This is a genomic window from Rhizobium sp. P28RR-XV (assembly GCF_012641385.1).
Lineage (GTDB): Bacteria > Pseudomonadota > Alphaproteobacteria > Rhizobiales > Rhizobiaceae > Rhizobium.
The window spans coordinates 49,275-73,732 of the sequence record NZ_JABAIG010000022.1 but is presented as its reverse complement, the minus strand read 5'-3'; the positions used below and the strand labels follow the sequence as shown (position 1 = coordinate 73,732).

The following is a 24,458-nucleotide window of genomic DNA, read 5'->3' as shown; positions in this document are numbered from 1 at the left end:
CGGTGTTCGATTCCGGGCGTCAACCCGCCTGCTGCGCGCCTTCCACGTTTGCCGCACGCATCTCGATAAGCTGCCGGGCAGCGGCGGCCGCCGCGTCCTTGTCGCTTGCCACCTGCACGGTCGGGAAGGCGAACTGGATGCCGTTCTCATCGAAGGACTGCTTGATCAGCGCCAGCGCGCCGCGGCGGATGACGGAGAGCTCGTTCGGCTTGGCGGTGATCGCCAGCCTGATCTCGATCGCGAAATCGCCGAACTGCTCGACGCCCTTCATTTTCAGCGTCTGGATGATATTCGGCGCCAGATCGGCATCTTCGAGCAGACGCTGGCCGATATCCTTGACGATCCGCTTCAGTTTTACCAGGTCGGTATCGTAGGTGACCTTGACGATGATCTTGTCGATGGCCCAGTCGCGATTCATGTTGTTGACCGCACCGAGCGAGCCGAAGGGGATCGTCGCCAGCGGACCGCGCTGGTGGCGCAGCTTTACCGAGCGCAGGCTGAAGGATTCCACTACGCCCTTGTGGTTTCCGCTTTCGATATATTCGCCGATGCGGAAAGCATCGTCCCAGAGATAGAAAACGCCGCTGATGACATCCTTGACGATGGTCTGCGCGCCGAAGCCGACCGCAACGCCGACAACGCCGGCACCGGCGATCAGCGGCCCGATCTGAACGCCGAGACCGGACAGCACCATCATGACGGCGATGATGCCGATGATGACGGCCAGGATATTGCGGAAGATCGGCAGCAACGTCTGCAGCCGGGCGCGGCTCGCCCTCACCTCGTCGGAATCGCTGACGGCGGGCAGGGATTGCATCAGCCTGGCGTCGATATAGGTTTTCGCCAGCTGCCAGACGAGATCGGCGACCAGCAGGATGACGATACCGCCCAGAATGCCGCGCGCGATGCGGCCGATATTCGATTCACTGCCGCTCATCATCGCGGTGGCCTCGACACCCAACATGCGGCCGAGCCAGAGGGCCGCGAAGGTAATGATCAGAGCGCGCACGCCACGATCGAGAAGCACGGTTGCCAGCTTGCCGGCACCGAAGATACCGTCAGCCGCGACATGCAGAGCCTCGATCGCGCGGGTGGACACCGAAAGGACACGCGGCAGCAACATCGCATAGATGCCGAGCCAAAGCAGGCCATCGAAGCCAGCCACCCACAGGCCCCAAAGAGCTGCGAAATAAATCGTCAGTAACCAGGAGACCGTCCGCTTGCCACGACTTGCCGCAACAACGGGCCTCGACCACACGGCTTCCACCGCAATCACAAACAGGCCGATGCCGAGCGCATAGCCGATGAGATCGCGCGCGCCAGCGGAAAAGCCGAGCGACGCGACGGCTTGTATGATAGCCCAGCCGCAAGCAAAATAGATGGCAAACAGCGTGCATCGCCGATACCAATATTTTGCCACACGCCGCCGTTCGGCAATGCGGGCAGCGCCGCCGTCCTCGTCCAGAACATCATCCGTCCGGCGCATCGCGATCAGTTCCATCAAGAGCTTGCCGATGGAGATTGCCAACCTGATTGATACAAGGGCGATAACGCAGGCGATGGCGAAGTTTTCGATGACCGGCGGCCAGTCGAAAGCGAGAAGTGGAATAAGCGTCACCAGACCATGAATGATGGCGGGCACAACGCGGCCCAGGAACTGGAACCGCGCCGCCTGCAACTCTGTCTCGACGCCGGCTGCCCGTTCCGTGCGCTGCATGTGCTTGGTATTGATGAAGCGCGCAACCGCAAGCTCGGCCACCAGCCCGAGAAAAAAGAGGATCACGATCTGGATGACGATGCGGAGCAAGCCGACGGCCTTGCCTTCGCCTTCGAGTTTTTCCGATGCCGTCATGACCTCGTAGGGCAGTGTCATCGCCGCGCCGGATACTACCTCCAGGTGATGGCGCGTATGGCCGAGCAAACCGGACAACACCGACATCTGGTCTCTTCCCGGGGCTTCCGAATCGCCGGCGGTGGAGGTCGGGGTGGAAGTGGGCTGATTGTTGAGCTGCGCGGCGAGCCATTGCTTGACGTCGGGCTCGTTCATCAACTGAATCAGTTCGCGGACCTTATCGGGTGGTGGTGCCGCCGGCTGTGGCGCCGCTGCATTCTGCGCGAGCGACGTGACGGGCGCGGCCAAAGCAAGAAGATATAAAAGCAAGGCTCCGATCCACAGCCTGCTACCCCCGAAATTTCTCATATGCGCTGCCCTTCCCGCAATCGGACCATCCGGCCCGTTCCCGCAGACTATACGCGTTTTTTATCCGGGCAAGCAGGCGCTTACAGCACAAATCCATCGCCCGCCCGGCATTGTCCCGAAGCCATGGCCGCGCTAGGTTCTGCGGCAATACCGGTCGGTACTCGGGGACGCGCGTGTTCAATTTCCTGAAAAGGCTCTTCGGTAAAGGCAGTCGATCCGACACGCGCGGCGGGCAGAGACTGCCCGAACCCGAAGGCACGACGGCCGTCAAGACGCTCGATCTGAACATTCCGGATGAAGCTTTGCAGAACGAGGCGACCTTTGCGGCCTATCTGCAGGAGCGCCTGCCATTCTTCGGCGACCTGATCCGCGTCGATTACGACCCCACAGCCGGCAGCCTGACATTGCATAGCCGCAACGGCGATACGATGACGAAATTCCTGAACAATGCGTTGCTGGCATTGCGCGAAAAGCGAGGGCCGGCGCGCGCGCAGGCGCTGCACAACTATCTCAACATGACGGAAGTCATGGAGGACAATAGCGAACTCGCCAAGGTTCTGCCGGTGCTGAAAACACGCGAATTCGTCGAGGTGGCCCGCCAGCAGATGATGCAGGCCGTCAAGGACGAACCCAGCCCACCGCAATTCGTCTATCTCGACGAGGCGGAAAACCTGATCAAGCTCTTCGTCGTCAACGGCGAGACCACCGTCAGCTACGTCATGTCCACCGCGCTCGACGATTGGGGCATCGATGCCCGGGAGCTTGCCGAGACGGCACAGGCCAACCTGCAGAAATTCTTCGCCAAGACCGGCGTCCAGATCGCCAAACGCAGCCGGTTTCAATATGTCGAGGTGGACGGCCAGTTCGAATCCAGCGTCGCCTTTCTGCCGAATTTCTGGGCGCAAGTGCAAGAGCAATCCGGCGGCGCCGCACCGATCGCCGCATTCCTGTCGCGCGACAAGGTGTTCTTCACGCATGAGAACGACATTCAGGGTCTACAGCTGCTGGAGCTGATCAGCGCCGATCTCAGCGACGTGCCTTACGTCATTTCGCCGGATCAATATCGCTGGGAAAACGGCCGGTGGACGCTGTTCAAGCGGGCGGCCCGAGTAGAAGCGGTAAACGTCCGCCACTAGCGCAATTCCAGGAAAAGTGCGTCGCGGTTTTCCGTCCGGAATTGCGAGACAACAAAGAGATAGAGCGGCTCAGCGATCCCGTGAAAAGCTGAACTGCTCTGAGGCAACCGGACATTCCTCCTGGAAATTACACCAGAACTTCCTGATCGACGCGATCTTCCGCGCCGAAGAATTTCAGATAGCGCTCGACTTCCGCCGGCTCGCCGGTCGCCTTCTGCGGATTGTCGGAGAGTTTGACGGCCGGGCGTCCGTTGGCTTCGATGACCTTGCAGACGATGGAGATGGGGCTCAGCCCCTTGAGTTCGGTCGGCGCGCAGCCGGCGAAGTCATTGGTCAGATTGGTGCCCCAGCCGAAGCTCATGCGCACCCGGCCGTCGAAATGCTTGTAGGTGTCGATGATCGCCTCGACATCGAGCCCGTCGGAAAAGATCAGCAGTTTCTGGCGCGGATCGCGACCCATCTTCTTCCACCAGTCGATGATCTTCTCGCCGCCCTCGATGGGCGGGGCACTGTCGGGACGGAAACCGGTCCAGTCGGCCACCCATTCCGGCGCGTTGCGCAGGAAGGAGGCAGTGCCGAAGGCATCGGGCAGCACGACAAGTAGATTGCCGCCATAGAGACGGTTCCAGTCGCGCAGCACCTTGTAGGGCGCCTTGCCCAGCTCTTCGTCGTTTTTCGCAAGTGCTGCGGCGACCATTGGCAACTCATGCGCATTGGTGCCGACGGCTTCCAGATCGGAATCCATGGCGAGCAGCACGTTGCTCGTGCCGGTGAAGGCATGGGGCACGCCTTCCTTCAGCGCCTCGACGCACCAGCGCTGCCAGAGGAAGCTGTGGCGACGGCGGGTGCCGAAATCGGAGATGCGCAGGCCTGGCAGTTCCCTCAGCCGCTCCACCTTTTCCCACATCTTAGCCTTGGCGCGGGCATAGAGCACATCGAGCGTGAAGGGGCCGAGCGCCTTCAGCGCCGTGCGCGAGCGAAGCTCGTTGATAATGGCGAGCGCGGGAATTTCCCACATCGTCGTTTCCTTCCACGAACCGTGGAAGTCGAGAATATACTGGCCGTCGCGCTTAGAGAGCTCATATTCGGGCAGCTGGAAATTCGACAGCCAGGTGAGGAATTCCGGTTCGAAGATCTGGGCGCGGCCATAGAAGCTGTTACCCGCAAGCCAGATCATCTCCTTCTTGGAGAGGCGGAGCGTGCGGGCGTGATCCAGCTGCTCGCGCAATTCCTTCTCATCGATCACTTCGGCCAGGCGAACGCTCTTGGTGCGATTGATCAGCGAGAAAGTGGCATCGACGTCCGGATAGAGCTTCCAGATCATCTGCAGCATGAGGAGCTTATAGAAATCCGTATCGATCAGACTGCGGACGATCGGATCGAGCTTCCAGGTATGGTTATAGACGCGGGTGGCAATATCCGTCTTGGTCATGTCGTTCCTGCCCCGTCTCCTGCCCTGCGGACGTCATGCTTCTCGCCGGCCGATATGCCAGCATGCGTGTAGAGGCTTGTTATCAAAAAATGTTGAGCGAAAGTCCAGTCACTGAAAGAAAATTGATGTCAGAGCGAATCTGCCACATTCGACTGCCGGCAACCGAAGGAAGCGCCTCAACTCCGCAGCCTACCAGACTTAGTAACCCCGGCCGCGATCCACCAGATGCTGCAGCGGTTCGCCGCGTTCGAAGCGGTCGATCTGCTCCTCGACATGGCGCATCAACGCCTTTTCTTCGGAGACGGCGGAATCATGCGGCGTGATAATGACATTTTCCAGGCCCCATAGCGGATCGTCCGCTGCCAGGGGCTCGACGGCGAAGACATCGAGCGAGGCGCCGCCGAGAATACCGGTACGAACAGCCGAGGCGATATCGGCCTCCACCTGGCTCTTGCCGCGGCCGGCATTGATGAAGACCGGCTTGCCGAGCGGACCGTTGCGGTGCAGCTTCGAAAAGAGCGAGGCATTGTAAATTCCGGTCGTTTCCGGCGTCAGCGGCAAGAGGCCGACCAGAATATCGGTGCGGGCCAGAAACGCATCCAGCCCGCTGGCGTCGAACGTTTCCATGCCATCGATCTCTTTCTTGCTGCGGGACCAGCCGATGACGTTGAAGCCCATCAACTTCAGCTTGGCGGCGGCATCGCAGCCGAGAACGCCGAGGCCCATGACACCAACGGTGACCTCAGCGGCTTCCGCGCCATGATGCGGCACCCATAGATGCTGGCGCTGGTTCCTGAAATGCCCCTGCACATCGCGCAGATGCATCAGGCACTGCATCACGATCCATTCGCTCATGCGCACCGTCAGGCTGCGATCGACGAAGCGGACGATCGGAATATCGGGCAGGCCGGCAATGGACATCATCGAATCGACGCCGGCGCCGCCCGAGAAGATCACCTTGAGATTGCGGGCGCGCTCGAAGAGATCGGCATCCGGTTTCCACACAAGCGCATAATCGACATAGGAGAGATCCGCGCCCTTGCTGGCGGGATCGGCGAGATTGATGCTGCCGCGATCGGCAAAGGCCGTTTCGAGCGCCTTGGCGACTGTCGCCGGACTGAATTTGAGGTCGACGAGAACGGGGCTTTTGGCCGGCATGGCGATGGCCTTCACTGCTGGATGGCGGCGGTCGGCACCGCCTCGATGTTGAATGCGGCGGCAAGAAGGGCCTTGGTATAATCCTCTTTCGGCGCCCGGAAAATATCGGCGGATGCGCCCTGTTCGACGACCTTGCCGAAGCGCATGACGATCAGCTCGTTGGCGAGCGCCTTTACCACCTTCAGGTCGTGGCTGATGAAGAGATAGGCGAGATCATGCTTCTTCTGCAGGTCGCGCAACAAATCCACAACCTGCGCCTGGACGCTCATATCGAGCGCCGAGGTCGGCTCGTCCAGCATGACGAAACGCGGCTTCAGCACCATGGCGCGGGCAATGGCGACGCGCTGACGCTGGCCGCCCGAGAATTCGTGCGGGAAGCGCCAGCGGGTGATTGGGTCGAGGCCGACCTCCTCCAGCGCCCAGCAGACGCGCTTGTCGCGCTCTTCGGCCGAAAGCGACCGCTCATGCACCTTGAGCCCCTCGGCAATGATCTCGCCGACCGACATGCGCGGGCTCAGCGAACCGTAAGGGTCCTGGAAAACCACCTGCAGCTGGTTGCGCAGCGGCCGCATTTCGCGAAATGAATAGCCGGCTATATCCTTGCCGACGAAGGCAATGCGCCCTTGCGAGGAGATGAGCCGGGCGAGCGCCAGACCGAGCGTGGTCTTGCCAGAGCCGGATTCGCCGACGACGCCGAGCGTCTGGCCGGCCCTGAGCTTCAGGTCGATGCCATCGACCGCTTTCACATGATCGACGACCTTGCGCATGAAGCCGGCCTTGATCGGGAACCACACACGGATATCGCTGCCTTCCATGACGACGGGCTTGCCGGCGTCGCTCGCCGGCGGCTCGCCGCGCGGCTCGGCCGCCAGCAGATGGCGGGTATAGTCGTGCTGCGGATTGGTGAAAACCTCTTCCACCGTGCCGGTCTCGACGATGTGGCCCTTGGTCATCACACAGACGCGGTCGGCGAACTTGCGGACGATGCCGAGGTCATGGGTGATGAACAGCATCGACATGCCGTGCACGCCCTTGAGATCCCGCAGCAATTCAAGGATCTGCGCCTGCACTGTGACGTCGAGCGCTGTCGTCGGTTCATCGGCGATCAGCAATTCCGGACGGTTGGCTAGCGCCATGGCGATCATCACGCGCTGACGCTGGCCGCCGGATAGTTCGTGCGGATAGGCCTTGAGGCGCTTTTCCGGCTCGCGGATGCCGACCTGGTTCAGCAGTTCCAGCGTGCGGTTGCGCGCGGCGTGGCCGGTCATGCCCTGGTGCAATGCCAGGATTTCGCTGATCTGCCGCTCGATCGAATGAAGCGGATTGAGCGAGGTCATCGGCTCCTGGAAGATCATCGTGATGTCGTTGCCGCGCACGGCGCGCAGCTCGTTGTCCGACGCCTTCAATAGGTCCTTGTCCTTGAACAGGATTTCGCCGGAAGGGTGGCTTGCGGCCGGATAAGGCAAGAGCTTCAGGATCGAATTGGCCGAGACCGACTTGCCGGAGCCGGATTCGCCGACCAGCGCCAAGACTTCGCCCTTGGCGATATCGAAGGAAACGCCATCGACCGCCGTCGACGTCTGACCGCCTTGATGAAAGGCGACGGACAGATTGCGGACTGACAGTAGTGGAGTGGAGTTTTCGCTCATCGGAACGTCTTCCTGGGATCGAAGGCGTCGCGCACGGCCTCGCCGATGAAAATCAGCAGCGACAGCATGATCGACATGGTGAAGAAGGCCGAGAGCCCCAGCCAGGGCGCCTGCAGATTGGATTTGCCCTGAGCGATCATTTCACCCAGCGATGGAGAGCCGGGCGGCATGCCGAACCCTAGGAAGTCGAGCGAGGTCAGAGTGGAGATCGAGCCCGACAGGATGAAGGGAACGAAGGTCAATGTCGCGACCATCGCGTTCGGCAGCAGGTGGCGGTACATGATGGTGCGATTGTTGACGCCGAGTGCGCGGGCGGCGCGCACATATTCGAAATTGCGCGCCCGCAGGAATTCAGCGCGCACGACGCCGACAAGCCCCACCCAGGAAAACAAGAGCAATATGCCGAGCAAAATGAAGAAGCCGGGCGGCAGGACCGAGGCAATGATCAGCAGGATGTAGAGCACCGGCATGGACGACCAGATCTCGATGAAACGCTGCATCAGAAGATCGGTCCATCCGCCGAAATAACCCTGTATCGCCCCGGCGCAGACGCCGACGACGGCCGAACAGATGGTGAGCGCCAGGCCGAACAGCACCGATATGCGGAAGCCGTAGACCAGGCGGGCGAGCACGTCACGCGCCTGGTCGTCCGTGCCGAGCCAATTGAAATTGCTCCAGTTGCAATTCGGATCGGCGACGCCTTGCGCATAACCGGAGCAGCGCTGTTCCTTGCTCATCGCCCAGAAGGGCGGGGTCGGCGCCGACAGGCCCTTGGGAAGGTTGGAATTGGCGGTCTGATAGGAATAGTGGATCGGCGGCCAGATCATCCAGCCGTTGGCATTGATCTCGTCCTGAATATCCTGGGCGCGATAATCCGTCTGCGCCAGGAAGCCGCCGAATTTCTCTTCCGGGTAATCGACGAAGATCGGCGTCAGGATCTCGCCCTTGTAGGAGATGAGGATCGGCCGGTCATTGGTGATGAACTCGGCGCCGAGGCTGAGGACAAACAAGACCAGAAAGATCCAGAGCGACCAGTAGCCGCGTCGGTTCGCCTTGAAATTCTCCCAACGGCGCAGATTGGTCGGCGAGAACAGGCCCTTGCGCGGTGGCTTTACGACAGCTGGGGAATCCGTATGGCTGGCTGCGTCCATCATACGTCCCTCCGCTCGAAGTCGATGCGCGGGTCGATCCAGGTGTAGATCAGATCGGAAACGAGGCTGACGAAGAGGCCGAGCAGCGAGAAGATGAAGAGTGTGGCGAACACCACCGGATAATCGCGCTGGACGACGGAGAGGTAGCTCAAGCGTCCCAAGCCATCGAGCGAGAAAATGTTCTCGATCAGGAGCGAACCGGTGAAGAAGGCGGAGATGAAGGCGCCGGGAAAACCGGCAATGACGATGAGCATGGCGTTGCGGAAGACATGGCCATAGAGCACGCGCCGTTCGGAAAGCCCCTTGGCGCGGGCGGTGACGACATATTGCTTCTTGATCTCTTCGATAAAGGAATTCTTGGTGAGCAAAGTCGTGGTGGCGAAAGCGGCGAGCGACAGCGAAATCAGCGGCAGCACCAGGTGCCAGAGATAATCGAGGATCTTCCGCCACCAGCTGAGATCGGCGAAATTATCCGAGACGAGGCCGCGCAGCGGGAACCAATCGAAGAAGGATCCCCCGGCAAACAGCACGATCAGCATGATGCCGAACAGGAAGCTCGGGACGGCATAGCCGATGATGATGATGCCCGACGTCCAGACATCGAAGGTCGATCCGTCCTGCACCGCCTTGCGGATGCCGAGCGGAATGGAAATGGCATAAGAGAAGATCAGGATCCAGATGCCGAGCGAGATCGACACCGGCAGCTTCTGGCCGATAAGATCGATGACCGTGGTGTTGCGGAAGAAGCTTTCGCCGAAATCGAAGCGAATATAATTCCACATCATCTGGCCGAAGCGCTCGAGCGGCGGCTTGTCGAAGCCGAACTGCTTGTCGAGCTTGGCGATCAATTCCGGATCGAGCCCCTGCGCGCCGCGATATTTCGAGCTGCTGTCGTCGAAGGATTGCTGGACAGCTAGGTCCGTACCGCCACCCGACAGGCGGCCATTGGCATTGTCGCCCTGCCCGGTCAGCTGCGCGATGACCTGCTCGACCGGGCCGCCCGGCGCAAACTGCACGATGGTGAAGGAAATGGCCATGATGCCGACGATGGTCGGGATCATCAGCAGGAGGCGTCTGAGGATATAGGCGCCCATCAGTCCGCCGCTCCCTCGAAATAGAGTGTATTCCGCCTCGCCTCAGCGCATCTTTCGATCAAATCATATTCCCTTCCGCCGGATGCAGACCGGCGCAGTCATTTCAGCTTGAAACTATCCGAATCAGCCCGAGCATTTGGAGCCAGCGAGCCCTTTATTGCAAGAGAGGCTCATTTTCCGGCGCTTTTCGACCACCAGACTTCGGGGAAGCCGATAGAGTAATAGGGCAGATCAGGCAGATGTTCGAATTTGTCCCAGTAGGCGATCCTGGTCGTCGTCCCGTAGAAGGTGGGCAAAACATAGTGGTGGGCGAGCAGCACCCGATCGAGTGCCTTGGTCGTCGCTTCCTTCTCCGCCACGTCCTTTGCCAAGATCACTTTCTGGATGAGGGCGTCGATGCCTGGGTCGGCTATCCCGGCGTAATTGCGCGATCCCTGGCGGGCGGCGGAGGCGGAGCCCCAGTATTCCGCCTGCTCGTTGCCGGGGTTCAGCGTCTCCGCCCAAACGACCCAGATCATATCATAATCGAAGCTGCGAATGCGGTTGACGTATTGCGAGGGATCGACCGTCCTGACACTGGCATCGATGCCGATGCGCTTCAGATTCTGCACATAGGGCAACACCGATCTTTCCAGCGAAGGGTTGTTCAGCAGGAGTTCCAGCGAGAAGGGCTGGCCGGTCTGCGCGTTCACCATCTTGTTGCCCTTGAGGACCCAGCCCGCATCCTTGAACAAGGCGATCGCCTTGCGAAAATTGTCGCGCGCCTTCTGCGGATCGCCGCCGACGGGATTGGCATAGGGAGTGCTGAAGACCTCTGCGGGCACCTTGTCCTTGACGCTGTTCAGGACATTGAGTTCCTCCCCTTGCGGCAGGCCGGAGGAGGCGAATTTCGTGCCGAAAAAGAAACTGTCGACACGTGTCAACTTCCCGAAGGACAGGGTCCGGTTCAGCTCCTCGAAATCGTAAGCGTAGTTCAGCGCCTCGCGGACGCGCTCATCCTTGAACCGTTCGCGCCTCATATTGGGAACGAGCGCTTGCATGACGCCGACCGAGCGCAGGGTGTTGGGCAATTCCTCCCGCTTGATGCGGCCGTCCTTGGCGGCCGGAAAATCGTAGCCGGTCACCCAATGGCTTGTTGAATTGTCCTGCCAGTAATCGATAACGCCGCTACGGAACGCCTCGAACGCGACGTCGTAGTCGGAAAAATAGACGTAGTTTATAGTGCCGAAATTGTTCTCACCGACATTGACCGGGATATTCTTGCCCCAATAATCGTCACGCAGTTCGTAGCGGATCGAAGAGCCAGGCTGGAAGGAAGCGATCTTATAAGGACCCGACCCCATGACGGGCTCGAGCGTGGTACGTGAGATATCGCGCGGCTTGCCGTCGGGACCATTTGCTTCCCACCAATGTTTCGGCAGGATGGTCAGTTGGCCCAAGATCGAGGGAAGTTCGCGGTTGCCCTTCTCATCGAAACGGAAGGTAACATCGCGCTCACCGGTTTTTTCTGCGCTCACGACATGGGCGTAGTAGCTTGTCACCATCAGATTGAGTTCTTTGGTTTTCTCAAAGCTGAAGATCACGTCCTCGGGCGTTACCGGGGTGCCGTCGGGCCACTTCGCTTCGGCGCGCAGCCGAAACGTGGCACTTGAAACATCATCGGGATAAGAGACGCCCTCGGCGAGCAAACCATAGGAAGAATTGGCCTCGTCATCGGCTTTCTTCAGCAACGTATCATAGATCAGCTCTGTCCCATCGGCGACACTGCCCTTCGACAGGACTGGATTGAAGGTATCGAACGTACCGCTAGCCGACAGCTTCACCTCGCCGCCCTTCGGCGCATCCGGGTTGACGTAATCGAAGTGCTTGAAGCCGGGCTGATATTTGAGGTCGCCGAGAATGGCCGTGCCGATGCGGAATTGCGGCTCTTCGGCTTTCGAGGACACGGGCAATGCCAGCAAGCAAATAAGAGAAACAACCAAGCCTGCTTTCAACCGTGTCGATGCCATTCATGATCTCCTGATGCTTTTCCAAGAATCAGCATAAGGCAAATGAGGGCAAAAAACAGGACGCAACAATTCATCTCTTCGCAAAGACGCCGAAGACCATCTCCTGGAATCAGCCCTTTGCCGCCGCTTCTTCAAGTCGTTTGCGCAGCATCAGCCGCAATTCGCCCGCGACGCGGCGGTCCTCAGCCGCGTCAGGCTCGTTGGCAACGGCGACGACGATCCGCAGAAGTTCGAGCACGAGGCCCGACATCAACGCGACATCGTCTGATATCGACGGCTTGGCCTGCCGCAGGACGCCCGCGATCAGCTCCTTCAGCTCGGCACGCGAACGCGCCTTCCGCTCCTTGGGAATATCGCGGCGGCCGGCAAGTACAGAAAGTTCCGGGTACTTCCCCATGAAGACACCGAGCGCATCGAAGATCGCCTCGCCGCAATCTGCTGCGGAAAGGCCGGCGCTTCTTTCCGCCACTTCCCGAAGCCCGGCCTTCAATCGCTCCAGCCGTTCGATATGCAGCGCCTCGGCAAGCAGCAGCTTGGTCGGAAAGAATTGATAGAGCGAGCCGATGGAGGAATGCGCCTCGGTCGCGATCTCCGTCATCGTTGCGGCATCATAGCCCTTGCGCGCAAAGACCCTTGCCGCCGCGTCAAGCAGAATGACGACGCGATCATGGCCGCGCTGCCGCTTTGGCGTACGCGTCTTCAATTCTTCACTTGATTTTTGTGAGGTCATCCTCATATTTTCCATTGTGAGGATTCCCTCATGTTTTTCGGAGCCCCAAGATGTCACTTTACGATCCCAAGACAACCGCTCTCATTTCCATCGACCTGCAAAGCCTGGTTCTCAACAGGCCGCTCGCGCCCTACACTGCCCCACAAGTCATCGCCAACACCGTCGCCATCGCGAACAAGCTAAAGGCCGACGGCGGAACCACTGTTTTTGTAACGGTTGGATTTTCCCCGGACTATGCCGACGCTGTCAACCAGCCTGTTGACGAAACCTTCCCGCTTCCCCCAGGCGGCTTGCCGGCGGCGGCGCTTGCGGCACCCGCCGAAATCGCCGCACTGACGCCGGATATCGCCATCCTCAAGCGTCAGTGGAGCGCCTTCTACGGCACGGAACTCGATCTGCAGCTTCGACGCCGCGGCATTAAAACACTGATCCTGACCGGCGTCGCCACCAATTTTGGCGTGGAAGCAACCGTGCGCGATGCCTATGCGGCAAATTATGCCGTCATCGTCGCCGAGGACGCAGCGACGACCCTCTCGCAAGAAATGCAGGACTTTGCCTGCACGAAGGTATTGCCGCGACTGTCGCGCATTCGCAAGACGGCTGAAATTCTGGCGAATTGATCGGGTCGAAACGACCGTGCAGTCATGAGAAGGCGGTCGCTCGTCGGCCAGCAGCAATGCCGCGGATTAACTTCCATCCTTTTTCAGGATAATCTCGCGGCAAATCACTTCGGCCCAAATCACTTCGGATGACGCCGACCGCCTTTCAAGGATATGCATGATTTCGCTTCTGGCTCGCTCCCTTCCAACGATCGGCAAATTCTCTTTCGCGGCAATGATCGGAATGGGTCTTATCGCCGGCGATACGCTGGCGCAGCAGGCTACCCCTTCGCCCGGCAGCGCCAAGGCGGTCTTCGGAGCGGTGACGCTGCCGACGCAAGGGGCGCCACAGTCGATCGGTTTTTATGCCAAGGGCTGCCTTGCCGGCGCAGTCGCGCTGCCCGCCGATGGCCCGACCTGGCAGGCCATGCGCCTGTCGCGCAACCGGCGCTGGGGGCGGCCTGAAATGATCGGCCTGCTGGAGCGCCTGTCGCGCGATGCGGCCAGGAATGACGGCTGGCCGGGCCTGCTCGTCGGCGATATCTCGCAGCCGCGCGGCGGTCCGATGGCCAACGGCCATGCCTCGCATCAGATCGGCCTCGATGCCGATGTCTGGCTGACGCCGATGCCACGACGCAAGATGACGGCCGACGAGCGCGAAGCCCTGCCCTTCACCACGATGCTCGCAAAGGACAAGTTCCTGACGATCAACGAGAAAGTCTGGACGCCGGCGCATGCCCGCCTGCTGATGCGGGCGGCGAGCTATCCCGAAGTCGAGCGCATCTTCGTCAACCCGGCGATCAAGAAGAAGATGTGCGAGACCTGGACGGGCGACCGCGCCAATCTCGGCAAGCTGCGGCCGGAATATGGGCACGACTCGCATTTCCACATCCGCATCCGCTGCCCTGCCGGTTCGGTCGGCTGCACGCCGCAGGCGCCGGTCGCCGCCGGTGACGGCTGCGATAAGCCGCTCGCCTGGTGGTTCGGTCCCGAGCCCTGGGCGAAACCGAAGCCGAGCACGAAGCCCCCGGTCAAGCCGCGCGAGGTCATGGTTTCCGATCTGCCCAAGGCCTGTCAGGCCGTGGTGGCGTCACCATCGGTCGCATCGGCTCGCGCCGCAACCTTAGACGCCAAAGCTGCCGATGCAACGGCGGAAACGGACGCGCTGCCTGTCTCCGGGCCTGTCTCCGGCGACACGCCGCCCGGCCAAATCCCGCAGCAATGAGGCCGGAAACCTCCTTGCCGGGTTAGTCTTTTAAAACGGGCCTCCTTGGTATAGAAGGCGGATAAATCGATTGAAAGCACTGGGTGGAGCAAGGATTTCATGGCCGGCAGCAAATGCATCGCCTTGATCGCGCATGATGAGAAAAAAGATGCGATGGCGGAGTTCGCACGGCGCAATCAAGCAGCCCTTGCCCACTGGAAGATCGTTGCGACCGGCACGACGGGCGGTCGCGTGCTCGATGCCAGCCCCGACCTCAAGGTCACCCGCCTGAAAAGCGGCCCGCTCGGCGGCGACCAGCAGATCGGCGCGCTAATCGCCACCGGCGAGATCGACATGCTCGTCTTCTTCATCGATCCCCTCACTCCCTTGCCGCACGATGTCGATGTGAAGGCATTGACGCGGCTTGCCGTTCTCTACGACATTCCGATGGCGCTCAACGAATCCACCGCCGAGCGGCTGATCAAAACACTGAACCATTAATCCGCCTTGCCGGCGGCAGACCACGGACCTGTCCATGCCCGAGCTCAATCACAGCGATGCCCCACCGCCTTTTCCCATTCTGATCGGCGATATCGGGGGGACGAATGCGCGTTTCTCGATCCTTGCCGACGCCGGTTCCGAACCGGAGCATTTTCCGGTCGTGCAGACGGCGAATTTCGAGACGATCGACGATGCGATCAAGCTGATCCTCGAGAAGACCAAGACGCGGCCCCGCGCCGCGATCCTTGCCATGGCCGGCCCCGTTCAGGGCGATGAGATTCCGCTCACAAATTGCGACTGGGTGATCCGTCCGAAGACGATGATCGCCAATCTCGGCATCGAGGACGTGCTCGTCATCAACGATTTCGAGGCGCAGGCGCTGGCGATTGCCGAGATTTCCGACGAGCATCGCCAAATCATCGGCCAAGCATCGGGGAACATGACTGCATCGCGCGTCGTACTCGGGCCGGGCACGGGGCTTGGCGTCGGCGCCCTGGTCCATACCCAGCATCAATGGGTGCCCGTGCCGGGCGAAGGCGGCCATATCGATCTCGGGGCGCGCACGGAACGGGACCTGCAGATCTGGCCGCATCTGGAACCCATCGAGGGCCGCATTTCGGCCGAGCAGGTGATCTGCGGCCGCGGCCTGCAGAACCTTTATCATGCCATCTGCGCGGCTGACGGCATCGAGCCGAGCCTGAAGGAACCGGCCGACATCACCAACCACGCGCTTGCCGGCACCAATGCGCAGGCCGAGGAAACGCTGACGCTGTTCGTCACCTATCTCGGCCGCGTCGCCGGCGATTTCGCCATGGTCTTCATGGCGCGCGGCGGCGTCTATCTCTCGGGCGGCATCCCGCAAAAAATCCTGCCGGCGCTGCAGAAGCCGGAATTCCGCGCCGCCTTCGAGGACAAGGCGCCACACACGGAAATGATGAAGACGATCCCGACCCATGTGGTCATCAACCCGCTGGCGGCGCTTTCCGGCCTTGCGACCTATGCCCGCAAGCCCACGAGCTTCGGCCTTGCCACGGAGGGCCGTCGCTGGCGGCGTTAACCGCTTGCCAAACAGCCCGTGGCGCGCTGAAACCCGGTGTGCCATACCTTTTTGAAAGAGCCGCCTTCCTCTATAATAGGTCCGGCTCCGTGATCGGCCTTAACCAGCGCGGCAGGCCATGTCTAGCCAAAGCCGTGCTAACTCTTTAATAGAGCCGCGGAAGCACGTGCCAGATGCGGCTCGCTTGGTTCAAGACAGGAAGCCGATTATTGAAATTGCCTGACCCGAAAAGCAAAAGCGTCGACAGCGAAGCCATTACCGGCATGCTGAAGCGCATTATCGCCGAGAACGGCCGCGAACATATATGGGGCTATTCGGTCGCAATATTTTGCCTGATCGTCGTCGCCGCATCCACGGCGACAATGGCTGCGGTCATGAGGCCGATCGTCAACGGTGCCTTCTACGAGCGTCGCGCCGAGGTCATGTGGCTGATCTGCCTTGCAATCCTCGCAGCATTTATAGCGCGTGGTTTTGCCGGTTATTTTCAATCGATCATCCTATCGAAAATCGGCAACGACATCATCGCCCGCTATCAACGGCGCCTCTATGCGCATCTGATGACGCTTTCGGTTGGCTTTTTCAACGAGGCACGGTCTGCGCAGATCGCAGCCCGGGTCAGCCAGAACGTCTCCGGCATCCGCGATGTGATGAATCTTGTCATCACTTCCACGGCGCGAGACTTTTTGTCGTTCGTCTTCCTGCTCGGCAACATGGTCTATCAGGACCCGATGCTGAGCGTTATTTTCTTCGTCATCGCTCCACCAGTCTTTCTGGCACTGCGCCACATTTCCAGACGCCTGCGCGCCGTCACGCGCGAAGCGGTCGTTCTCAACAGCCGCGTGCTTGGCGCGATGCAGGAAACCATTCAGGGCGTTTCCATCGTCAAGGCTTTCACGATGGAGCGCGAACTCGAGCGCAAGATCGACAAGCTGATTACGGCGGCGGAAAACCGCCAAAATCGCATTGCCCGTATTTCCGAGCGCAATGGCCCGCTGATCGAAACGGTCGCCGGCTTTGCCGTGGCCGGCATCTTCGCCTATGCTGCCTATCGCTCGATTTACCAGAACGTACCGCCGGGCGCCGTCTTCTCTTTCATCGTTTCGCTGCTGCTCGCCTACGATCCGGCGCGGCGCCTCGCCAAGCTGCAGGTACAGCTGGAGCGCGCGGTCGTCAATGCGCGGATGATCTACGAGCTGCTCGACATGGAGCCGCGCCAGCGCGACCTGCTGGATGCCAAACCACTTAAAGTGACCAAAGCCCGTATCGAGTTCCGCGACGTTCATTTCGCCTACGGTGACGAAGCCGTCCTCTCCGGCGTCAACTTCGCGGCCGAGGGGGGCCAGACGACCGCACTTGTCGGTCCCTCCGGCGCCGGCAAGTCCACCGTCATCAATCTGATCCCGCGCTTCTACGATCCCAGGGCCGGCAGCATCTTTATCGACGGGCAGGATATCGCGCATGTGACGAAACAGTCGCTGCGGGAACAGATCGCCTATGTCTCGCAGCAGCCCTATCTGTTCGAAGGCACGATCCGCGACAATATCCGCTACGGGCGCCCGGAAGCGACGAATGCCGAAGTCGAGGAAGCCGCGCGCCTCGCCTATGCGCATGATTTCATCGAGGCGCAGTCGATGGGCTACGACACCCCCGTCGGCGAAAACGGCGTGACGCTTTCGGGCGGCCAGCGGCAGCGCCTGTCGATCGCCCGCGCGCTGGTGCGCAACGCGCCGATCCTGCTTCTGGACGAGGCGACTTCGGCGCTCGACACGGAGTCCGAAGCGGCTGTCCAGAAGGCGCTGGAAGAGGCGATGAGCGGCCGCACCGTCGTCGTCATCGCGCACCGCCTGTCGACTGTTGTCCGCGCCGAGAAGATCGTGGTCATGCAGAACGGCCGGGTTGTCGAGGAAGGCAACCACGAGACGCTTGCGACGGCCGACAATGGCCTCTACGCTCGGCTCAACAACCTGCAGCTACCGGCCATATCAAGTAATTCCCGCAAATAGACGATAGAGACGACATGAGCGACGATGCGATGAAGCTGGTGGTGGTTGGCGCGGCGGGCCGCATGGGACAGGCTCTCATCCGCATCATCCACGCAACCGACGGCGTAACCCTGCATGCCGCGGTCACGCGTCCCGGCTCCGCCTTCATCGGCAAGGATGCCGGCGAAATCGCCGGGCTGGGACCGATCGGTATTCCCGTGACGGACGATCCGCTCGCCGCCTTCCTCCATGCCGAAGGCGTCATCGATTTCACGACGCCGGCAACGAGCGTCACCTTTGCCGATCTCGCCGCGCAGGCGCGCATCGTCCATATCATCGGCACGACCGGCTGCTCGGACGAGGACGAGGCCAAGTTCAAGGCCGCCGCGCGCCATGCGCGCGTCGTCAAATCGGGCAATATGGGCCTCGGCATCAATCTCCTGAGCGTGCTTGTCGAGCAGGCAGCCCGGGCGCTACCCTCGAACGACTGGGATATCGAGGTGCTGGAAATGCATCATCGCCATAAGGTCGATGCGCCCTCGGGCACGGCACTGCTGCTCGGCCAGGCGGCAGCGAAGGGCCGCGGCATCGATCTCAACGACAACTCCGTGCGCGTGCGCGATGGTCATACGGGCGCGCGTCCCGCGGGTACGATCGGCTTTGCGACCTTGCGCGGCGGCGGCGTGGTCGGCGATCACTCGGTCATCTTCGCCAGCGAAAGCGAGCGGCTGACCTTGTCGCACAGTGCTGGCGACCGCTCTCTCTTCGCACGGGGCGCGCTGCAGGCGGCGCTCTGGGCGCGCGACAAGAAACCCGGCTTCTATTCCATGCTCGATGTTCTCGGGCTCTCCACACGTTGATGCGATCCAGGAGCGGGTCGGCACGGAATTGCCGATCCGCTCCAGCCTTTTATTGTCTCGCAATTCCCGACGGAAAACCGCTACGCACCTTTCCTGGAATTGCTCTATCAAGGAGAAATTTTATGAGCGGCACTCTCGTTCTCGTTCGCCATGGGCAGAGCGACTGGAATTTGAAGAATCTCTTTACCGGCTGGAAGGATCCCGATCTGACCGCGCTTGGCATCGAAGAAGCGAAGACCGGCGGCAAGGCGCTGGCCGACTACGGCATCAAATACGACGTCGCCTTCACCTCAGATCTCACCCGCGCCCAGCACACGCTCAAGATCATCCTCGATGAAATCGGCCAGCAGGGCCTCGAAACCATTAGGGATCAGGCGCTGAACGAGCGCGATTACGGTGATCTCTCCGGGCTCAACAAGGACGACGCCCGCGCCAAGTGGGGCGAGGAGCAGGTTCATGTCTGGCGCCGTTCCTATGACGTTCCGCCGCCCGGCGGCGAGAGCCTGCGCGATACCGGTGCCCGCGTCTGGCCCTATTACCTGACGGAAATCCTGCCGCGCGTGCTCGCCGGCCAGAACGTTCTCGTCGCCGCCCACGGCAATTCGCTACGCTCGCTCGTCATGGTTCTCGATCGCCTGAGCAAGGCACAGATCCTGGAGCTCAACCTCGCGACCGGCGTGCCGATGGTCTACAAGCTCAAGGCCGATTCCACCGTCGCCTCCAAGGAAGTCCTCGGCGATATGTCCGGCGCACATTGAGCCCAAGCATTCGGGTCTGATGGCCCCTCACCCTAGCCCTCTCCCCGTTTTGACGGGGAGAACGACCTCTTCCGTTGCAAGCTCTCGATTCTCATGAGGTTCAGAGGCGACGGAGGTGCGTCTTTTCCCTTCTCCCCGCCTGCGGGGAGCGGTGGCCGACAGGCCGGATGAGGGGCCAAGCCCCGCCTTTAATTCTCGATCGTGAAACGCACCCTGTCAGCGGCGAAGCGGGAGATTGAATATTGCACCGGCACATTATCGAGATCCGAGTTCAGCGCCTGGGTGATCAGGACGATGGCACCCGGGGATAATTGCAGATCTGCGAGATCGCTTTCGTCGGCATGCGTCGCGGTGATTTCGGTGATGACGCGCACGTAATCCGGTACGCCAAGCTCCCGAAACGCCTTGGTGATCGATCCCGTCGTCCGATAGATCTCGGCGATCGCGCCGAAGCGATCGGCGGGAAACCAGCTGGTGGCGCGCGATACCGGGCGATGATCCGCCTGCCCGAGCGTCTCCAGCCGCACGAGGGGAGCGCCGATTTTGATCTTGAGCTGCCGGGCCAATTCCGCGCTCGCCGCCTCCTCGCCCGTGGCAAGCGGGACGCTGCGGGTCTCTCGCACCTGATCGCCAATCCCTTGCGAAAACCGCGTCCGCTTCGAAATCGGAAAGCTCAGGCGTTCCTTGCGCTCGATCAGCGTGCCGCGCCCCTGCACCGCCCGCACGATCCCCTCCTGCGCCAGTGCCGCGAGTGCGCTTCGGATCGTATGCCGGTTGACGCCGAACTGCAGCGCCAGCGCCGTTTCCGGCGGCACCATGCCCGTCTCGTCGAAATCCCCGTGATTGATGGAGACGCGAATCCGGTCGGCGATCTGCCGCCAGAGCGCCACGCCCGTCTGCCTCTGTATCTTCTGCCCTGCCATTTCGCCCACTCGCCCTGTCACACGCTTGTCACGACTCGCTAATAGATATAAGACTATCTTGTATGGTTGTCTATATCAATAGACATTTAAAGGAAGGCGCGATGAATTCAGCACAAAGGCAGGAAGCGGCCGCACAGGAGCGTCGGGAACGCAAGCGTGTCGCCGATCTTCTGGCGCAGGCCGAGCGCGACGAGCTAGAGGCTGCCTGGGAAGCATTGCCGAGCAAGCCGGCGGCACAGCCGGTGCGCGGACCGGAAACGGGGCTTGTCATGGTGCGCGGCCGCATCGGTGGCGGCGGCTCCCCTTTCAACCTCGGCGAAGTCACGGTGACGCGCGCCACCGTCCGGCTGGCATCGGGCACCATCGGTCATTCGCATGCCCTCGGTACCGATCGGGAAAAGGCCAGGCTTTCGGCCATATTCGACGCACTCTGGCAGCAATCGGCCACGAGGGATTTCGTCGAGAAGGCAATCCTGGAGCCCGTCGCCGAGCGCATCGCGGATTATGATCGCAAGCGCGCCGAAGAGACGGCCGCGACCCGCGTCGATTTCTTCACCATGGTTCGCGGAGAAGACTGATGAGCCTGTTCAACACCCCGACCTTCGGCAACGAGGCCCTGACCGGCGGCTTCAGCGACCCGGTCTTCGACGCGCAGAGCGTCTTCAAGATGACGATGGACGCCATGGCGCGTCCGGGAACACTGCAAACCGTCACGGCCGACATCGCGCCGCCGGCGCCGCTCGGTATCGCCGCTGGCGCAATCGGACTCACACTTTGCGACCATGACACGCCGGTCTGGCTTTCCACCAGCCTTGCAAGATCGAGCCTGCCGGAATGGCTCTCCTTCCACACGGGCGCGCCCGTCATCTCGGAACGGCTGGAGGCGCATTTTGCCTTTGTCGAAGCCGGCATGGCGCTTTCCTCCTTCAGCCAGTTCGGCATCGGTACCCAGGAATATCCCGATCGTTCGACGACCATCGTGCTTGAGATCGAAAACCTCGAAGGCGGCAAGGCGCTGGCGCTTTCCGGCCCGGGCATCAAGGATGTGACCATGATCGCTCCGATCGGGCTGCCGGATGCGCTGCTGCGCATCTGGAACGACAATCGCGCGCTCTTCCCGCGCGGCGTCGATCTCGTTCTGACAGCGGGCCGGCAATTCCTCTGCCTGCCGCGCACCACCAAGATCACCGCGACGGAGATGTGACATATGTATGTTGCCGTAAAGGGCGGTGAAACCGCCATCGCCAATGCCCACCGGCTGCTGGCCGACCGTCGCCGCGGCGACCGTTCGCTGCCGGCTGTCGGCATCGAACAGATCGTCGCGCAGCTCGCGCTTGCCGTCGACCGTGTCATGGCTGAGGCCTCGCTCTATGACCGCACGCTGGCCGCACTCGCCGTGCGCCAGGCGCGCGGCGACATGATCGAAGCGATTTTCCTGCTCAGAGCCTACCGCACGACGCTGCCGCGCTTCGGCTATTCCCAGCCGCTCGACACTTCAGCGATGAAGATCGAACGCCGTATCTCCGCGACCTACAAGGACCTGCCCGGCGGCCAGCTTCTCGGCCCGACCTTCGACTATACGCATCGTCTGCTCGACCCAAGCCTTCTGACCGACGAGGCGGTGGACGAGCCGATGCAACGACCTGCTGAGGACGGCCGCGTCATGCGAGTTTCGGAAATCCTCAGCCAGGAAGGACTGATCGAGGGCGACGGCACCATGCCTGTCGATCACGAGATCGGCGACCTGACGCGCGCACCGATGGAATTCCCGATGACCCGAGACCTTCGCCTGCAGGCGCTCGCCCGCGGCGACGAAGGCTTTCTGCTGGCACTCGGCTATTCGACCCAGCGCGGCTACGGCCGCAACCATCCCTTCACCGGCGAAATCCGCATCGGTGAAGTGGAGGTGGAATTCGAGGTACCGGAACTCGGCTTTGCCGTCTCGCTCGGCCGGATACAGGTGACCGAGTGCCAGATGGTCAACCAGTTCAAGGGTTCGGCCAAGGCGCCGCCGCAGTTCACCCGCGGCTACGGCCTGGTCTTCGGCCAAAGCGAGCGCAAGGCAATGGCCATGTCGCTGGTCGACCGCGCACTGCGGGCCGAGGAACTCGGCGAAGACATCGTTGCGCCGGCTCAGGACGAAGAGTTCGTGATCTCCCACTCCGACAACGTGCAGGCGACGGGCTTCGTCGAACATCTGAAGCTGCCGCATTATGTCGACTTCCAGGCCGAACTCGACCTGGTGCGGCGCATGCGCCGCGATTTCGAGGCCGCCCGCCAAAGCGGCATGGATCCCATGACGGAGGCAGCCGAATGACCGAACTCGCCACCTACAATTTCGCCTATCTCGACGAGCAGACCAAGCGGATGATCCGTCGCGCCATTCTGAAGGCGATCTCCATTCCCGGCTATCAGGTGCCCTTCGCCTCCCGCGAAATGCCGATGCCTTACGGCTGGGGCACCGGCGGCGTACAGCTGACCGCATCCATCATCGGTCCGGAAGATGTGCTGAAGGTCATCGACCAAGGGGCGGACGACACGACCAATGCCGTCTCCATCCGCGCCTTCTTCCAGAAGGTCGCCAATGTTGCCGTCACCACCCGCACGGAAGAGGCGACCATCATACAGACACGCCACCGCATCCCGGAGGCGAAGCTCGACTCCAACCAGGTGCTCGTCTACCAGGTACCGATCCCGGAACCCTTACGTTTCCTTGAGCCGCGCGAGACCGAGACGCGCAAGATGCACGCGCTCGAGGAATATGGCCTCATGCATGTGAAGCTCTATGAGGATATCGCCCGCAACGGCCGCATCGCCACGACTTACGCCTATCCGGTCAAGGTCGCCGGCCGCTACGTCATGGACCCCTCGCCGACGCCGAAGTTCGACAATCCGAAAATGCACTTGTCCGACGCGCTGCAATTGTTCGGCGCCGGCCGCGAGAAGCGCATCTATGCCGTGCCGCCCTATACCGAAGTCGTCAGCCTCGACTTCGAGGACCATCCGTTCGAGGTGCAACGCTTCGACAAGCCCTGCGCGCTTTGCGGCGCCGAGCAGGTCTATCTCGACGAGGTGATCCTCGACGACAAGGGCGGCCGCATGTTCGTCTGCTCCGATACCGATTTCTGCGAAGACCGTCGTGCCCATGGCCATGCCGGCCCTATGCTGGCGTCAAATGGGCTGGCGCCAAATGGGCTCGCAGCCGACGGGCTGCCTGGCAGCAAGGAGGCCGCCGAATGAGCGACTCACCCCTTCTCAAGGTCAAGGACATCTCGAAATTCTACGGCAGCCGTATCGGCTGCCGCGACGTGTCCTTCGAACTCTGGCCCGGCGAAGTACTGGCCATCGTCGGCGAATCCGGCTCCGGCAAGACGACGCTGCTGAACTGCATCTCGACGCGGCTGCTGCCGACGACGGGCAGCGTCGAATACCATATGCGCGACGAGACCTATCGCGACCTGTTCCGCATGAACGAGGCCGAGCGCCGCTTCCTGATGCGCACCGACTGGGGCTTCGTGCATCAGAACCCGGCCGACGGCCTGCGCATGACGGTTTCGGCCGGCGCCAATGTCGGCGAACGACTGATGGCGATCGGCAACCGCCACTACGGCAACATCCGCAATACGGCCATCGACTGGCTGGAGCGGGTCGAGATCGACGCCGACCGCATCGACGACCAGCCGCGCGCCTTTTCCGGCGGCATGCGCCAGCGCCTGCAGATCGCCCGCAACCTGGTAACCGGCCCCCGCCTCGTCTTCATGGACGAGCCGACCGGCGGTCTCGACGTTTCCGTGCAGGCCCGCCTGCTCGACCTCGTGCGCGGCCTAGTCAACGATCTCGGCCTGTCAGCGATCATCGTCACGCACGATCTCGCCGTCGCCCGGCTGCTCTCCCATCGCATGATGGTGATGAAGGACGGTCAGGTGATCGAACACGGTCTCACCGACCGTGTGCTCGACGACCCGCGCGAACCCTATACGCAACTGCTGGTCTCTTCGATTCTGCAGGTCTGAGG

General features: G+C 61.4%; 22 protein-coding genes. 13 read left to right on the top strand and 9 right to left on the bottom strand.

What is annotated here, in order from left to right; genetic code table 11:
* Window positions 1–19 precede the first annotated feature (19 nt).
* The gene (locus HGP12_RS31305; RefSeq protein ID WP_168843778.1) at window positions 20–2,200 is read right to left on the bottom strand and encodes a mechanosensitive ion channel family protein; all 2,181 of its coding nucleotides are present in this window, start codon (window positions 2,198–2,200) and stop codon (window positions 20–22) included.
* A 173-nt stretch (window positions 2,201–2,373) separates the two neighbouring features.
* On the opposite strand from HGP12_RS31305, the gene HGP12_RS31300 reads away from it, so the two are divergent.
* Window positions 2,374–3,336 carry a hypothetical protein gene (locus HGP12_RS31300; RefSeq protein WP_168843779.1) on the top strand — a complete coding sequence of 321 codons (963 nt, stop codon included), beginning with the start codon at window positions 2,374–2,376 and terminating at the stop codon, window positions 3,334–3,336.
* Between the two features lie 127 nt (window positions 3,337–3,463).
* Here the strand turns inward: HGP12_RS31300 and pncB are convergent, their stop codons facing one another.
* The 7 genes from pncB to HGP12_RS31265 form a co-directional block, all read right to left on the bottom strand.
* Window positions 3,464–4,768 carry a nicotinate phosphoribosyltransferase gene (pncB, locus tag HGP12_RS31295; protein WP_168843780.1) on the bottom strand — a complete coding sequence of 435 codons (1,305 nt, stop codon included), beginning with the start codon at window positions 4,766–4,768 and terminating at the stop codon, window positions 3,464–3,466.
* A 198-nt stretch (window positions 4,769–4,966) separates the two neighbouring features.
* Window positions 4,967–5,926 (bottom strand): 2-hydroxyacid dehydrogenase, encoded by a 960-nt coding sequence (locus HGP12_RS31290; RefSeq protein ID WP_168843781.1) that lies wholly within the window; start codon window positions 5,924–5,926, stop codon window positions 4,967–4,969.
* A gap of 11 nt (window positions 5,927–5,937) precedes the next feature.
* Window positions 5,938–7,575: an ABC transporter ATP-binding protein gene (locus tag HGP12_RS31285; RefSeq protein ID WP_168843782.1), complete on the bottom strand. Its 1,638-nt coding sequence runs from the start codon at window positions 7,573–7,575 to the stop codon at window positions 5,938–5,940.
* Window positions 7,572–8,726 (bottom strand): ABC transporter permease, encoded by a 1,155-nt coding sequence (locus HGP12_RS31280; protein WP_168843838.1) that lies wholly within the window; start codon window positions 8,724–8,726, stop codon window positions 7,572–7,574. Before HGP12_RS31280 ends, HGP12_RS31285 begins: the two co-directional genes overlap by 4 nt.
* Window positions 8,726–9,820, bottom strand: coding sequence for a microcin C ABC transporter permease YejB (locus tag HGP12_RS31275; RefSeq protein WP_168843783.1), 1,095 nt, complete (start codon window positions 9,818–9,820; stop codon window positions 8,726–8,728). Before HGP12_RS31275 ends, HGP12_RS31280 begins: the two co-directional genes overlap by 1 nt.
* Window positions 9,821–9,990: 170 nt before the next feature.
* The gene (locus HGP12_RS31270; protein WP_168843784.1) at window positions 9,991–11,829 is read right to left on the bottom strand and encodes an extracellular solute-binding protein; all 1,839 of its coding nucleotides are present in this window, start codon (window positions 11,827–11,829) and stop codon (window positions 9,991–9,993) included.
* A 109-nt stretch (window positions 11,830–11,938) separates the two neighbouring features.
* Window positions 11,939–12,574: a TetR/AcrR family transcriptional regulator gene (locus tag HGP12_RS31265; RefSeq protein ID WP_205926752.1), complete on the bottom strand. Its 636-nt coding sequence runs from the start codon at window positions 12,572–12,574 to the stop codon at window positions 11,939–11,941.
* Between the two features lie 35 nt (window positions 12,575–12,609).
* Between HGP12_RS31265 and HGP12_RS31260 the strand changes: the two genes are divergently transcribed.
* The 7 genes from HGP12_RS31260 to HGP12_RS31230 all read left to right on the top strand — a co-directional run bounded on the left by HGP12_RS31260 (window position 12,610) and on the right by HGP12_RS31230 (window position 19,520).
* A complete protein-coding gene (locus tag HGP12_RS31260) occupies window positions 12,610–13,179 on the top strand; it encodes a hydrolase (protein WP_168843786.1) in 570 nt (189 codons plus the stop codon).
* 157 nt (window positions 13,180–13,336) lie between these two features.
* A complete protein-coding gene (mepA, locus tag HGP12_RS31255) occupies window positions 13,337–14,383 on the top strand; it encodes a penicillin-insensitive murein endopeptidase (RefSeq protein WP_168843787.1) in 1,047 nt (348 codons plus the stop codon).
* 99 nt (window positions 14,384–14,482) lie between these two features.
* Entirely contained in the window at window positions 14,483–14,863 is a 381-nt protein-coding gene (locus HGP12_RS31250) for a methylglyoxal synthase (RefSeq protein WP_168843788.1), read from the top strand.
* Window positions 14,864–14,897: 34 nt separating this feature from the next.
* Entirely contained in the window at window positions 14,898–15,920 is a 1,023-nt protein-coding gene (locus HGP12_RS31245) for a glucokinase (protein ID WP_168843789.1), read from the top strand.
* Between the two features lie 263 nt (window positions 15,921–16,183).
* On the top strand, window positions 16,184–17,923 hold the full coding sequence (locus HGP12_RS31240) for an ABC transporter ATP-binding protein (protein ID WP_409526875.1): 1,740 nt from the start codon (window positions 16,184–16,186) through the stop codon (window positions 17,921–17,923).
* A 14-nt stretch (window positions 17,924–17,937) separates the two neighbouring features.
* Window positions 17,938–18,762 (top strand): 4-hydroxy-tetrahydrodipicolinate reductase, encoded by an 825-nt coding sequence (dapB, locus tag HGP12_RS31235; protein ID WP_168843791.1) that lies wholly within the window; start codon window positions 17,938–17,940, stop codon window positions 18,760–18,762.
* Window positions 18,763–18,884: 122 nt separating this feature from the next.
* Complete coding sequence (locus HGP12_RS31230; protein WP_168843792.1) at window positions 18,885–19,520, top strand: 2,3-bisphosphoglycerate-dependent phosphoglycerate mutase; 636 nt, start codon at window positions 18,885–18,887, stop codon at window positions 19,518–19,520.
* A 188-nt stretch (window positions 19,521–19,708) separates the two neighbouring features.
* On the opposite strand, the gene phnF is transcribed toward HGP12_RS31230, so the two are convergent.
* Entirely contained in the window at window positions 19,709–20,443 is a 735-nt protein-coding gene (gene phnF / locus HGP12_RS31225; protein WP_168843793.1) for a phosphonate metabolism transcriptional regulator PhnF, read from the bottom strand.
* A 101-nt stretch (window positions 20,444–20,544) separates the two neighbouring features.
* On the opposite strand from phnF, the gene phnG reads away from it, so the two are divergent.
* The 5 genes from phnG to phnK are packed head-to-tail and all read left to right on the top strand — an operon-like array spanning window position 20,545 to window position 24,456.
* Complete coding sequence (gene phnG / locus HGP12_RS31220) at window positions 20,545–21,021, top strand: phosphonate C-P lyase system protein PhnG (RefSeq protein ID WP_168843794.1); 477 nt, start codon at window positions 20,545–20,547, stop codon at window positions 21,019–21,021.
* The gene (gene phnH / locus HGP12_RS31215) at window positions 21,021–21,647 is read left to right on the top strand and encodes a phosphonate C-P lyase system protein PhnH (protein ID WP_168843795.1); all 627 of its coding nucleotides are present in this window, start codon (window positions 21,021–21,023) and stop codon (window positions 21,645–21,647) included. Before phnG ends, phnH begins: the two co-directional genes overlap by 1 nt.
* A gap of 3 nt (window positions 21,648–21,650) precedes the next feature.
* Window positions 21,651–22,760 (top strand): carbon-phosphorus lyase complex subunit PhnI, encoded by a 1,110-nt coding sequence (locus HGP12_RS31210; protein ID WP_168843796.1) that lies wholly within the window; start codon window positions 21,651–21,653, stop codon window positions 22,758–22,760.
* Window positions 22,757–23,683, top strand: coding sequence for an alpha-D-ribose 1-methylphosphonate 5-phosphate C-P-lyase PhnJ (locus HGP12_RS31205; protein WP_168843797.1), 927 nt, complete (start codon window positions 22,757–22,759; stop codon window positions 23,681–23,683). The genes HGP12_RS31210 and HGP12_RS31205 overlap by 4 nt, the downstream gene beginning before the upstream one ends.
* Window positions 23,680–24,456, top strand: a complete 777-nt coding sequence (phnK, locus tag HGP12_RS31200) for a phosphonate C-P lyase system protein PhnK (RefSeq protein WP_037155357.1) — start codon at window positions 23,680–23,682, stop codon at window positions 24,454–24,456. Before HGP12_RS31205 ends, phnK begins: the two co-directional genes overlap by 4 nt.
* Window positions 24,457–24,458: the final 2 nt, after the last annotated feature.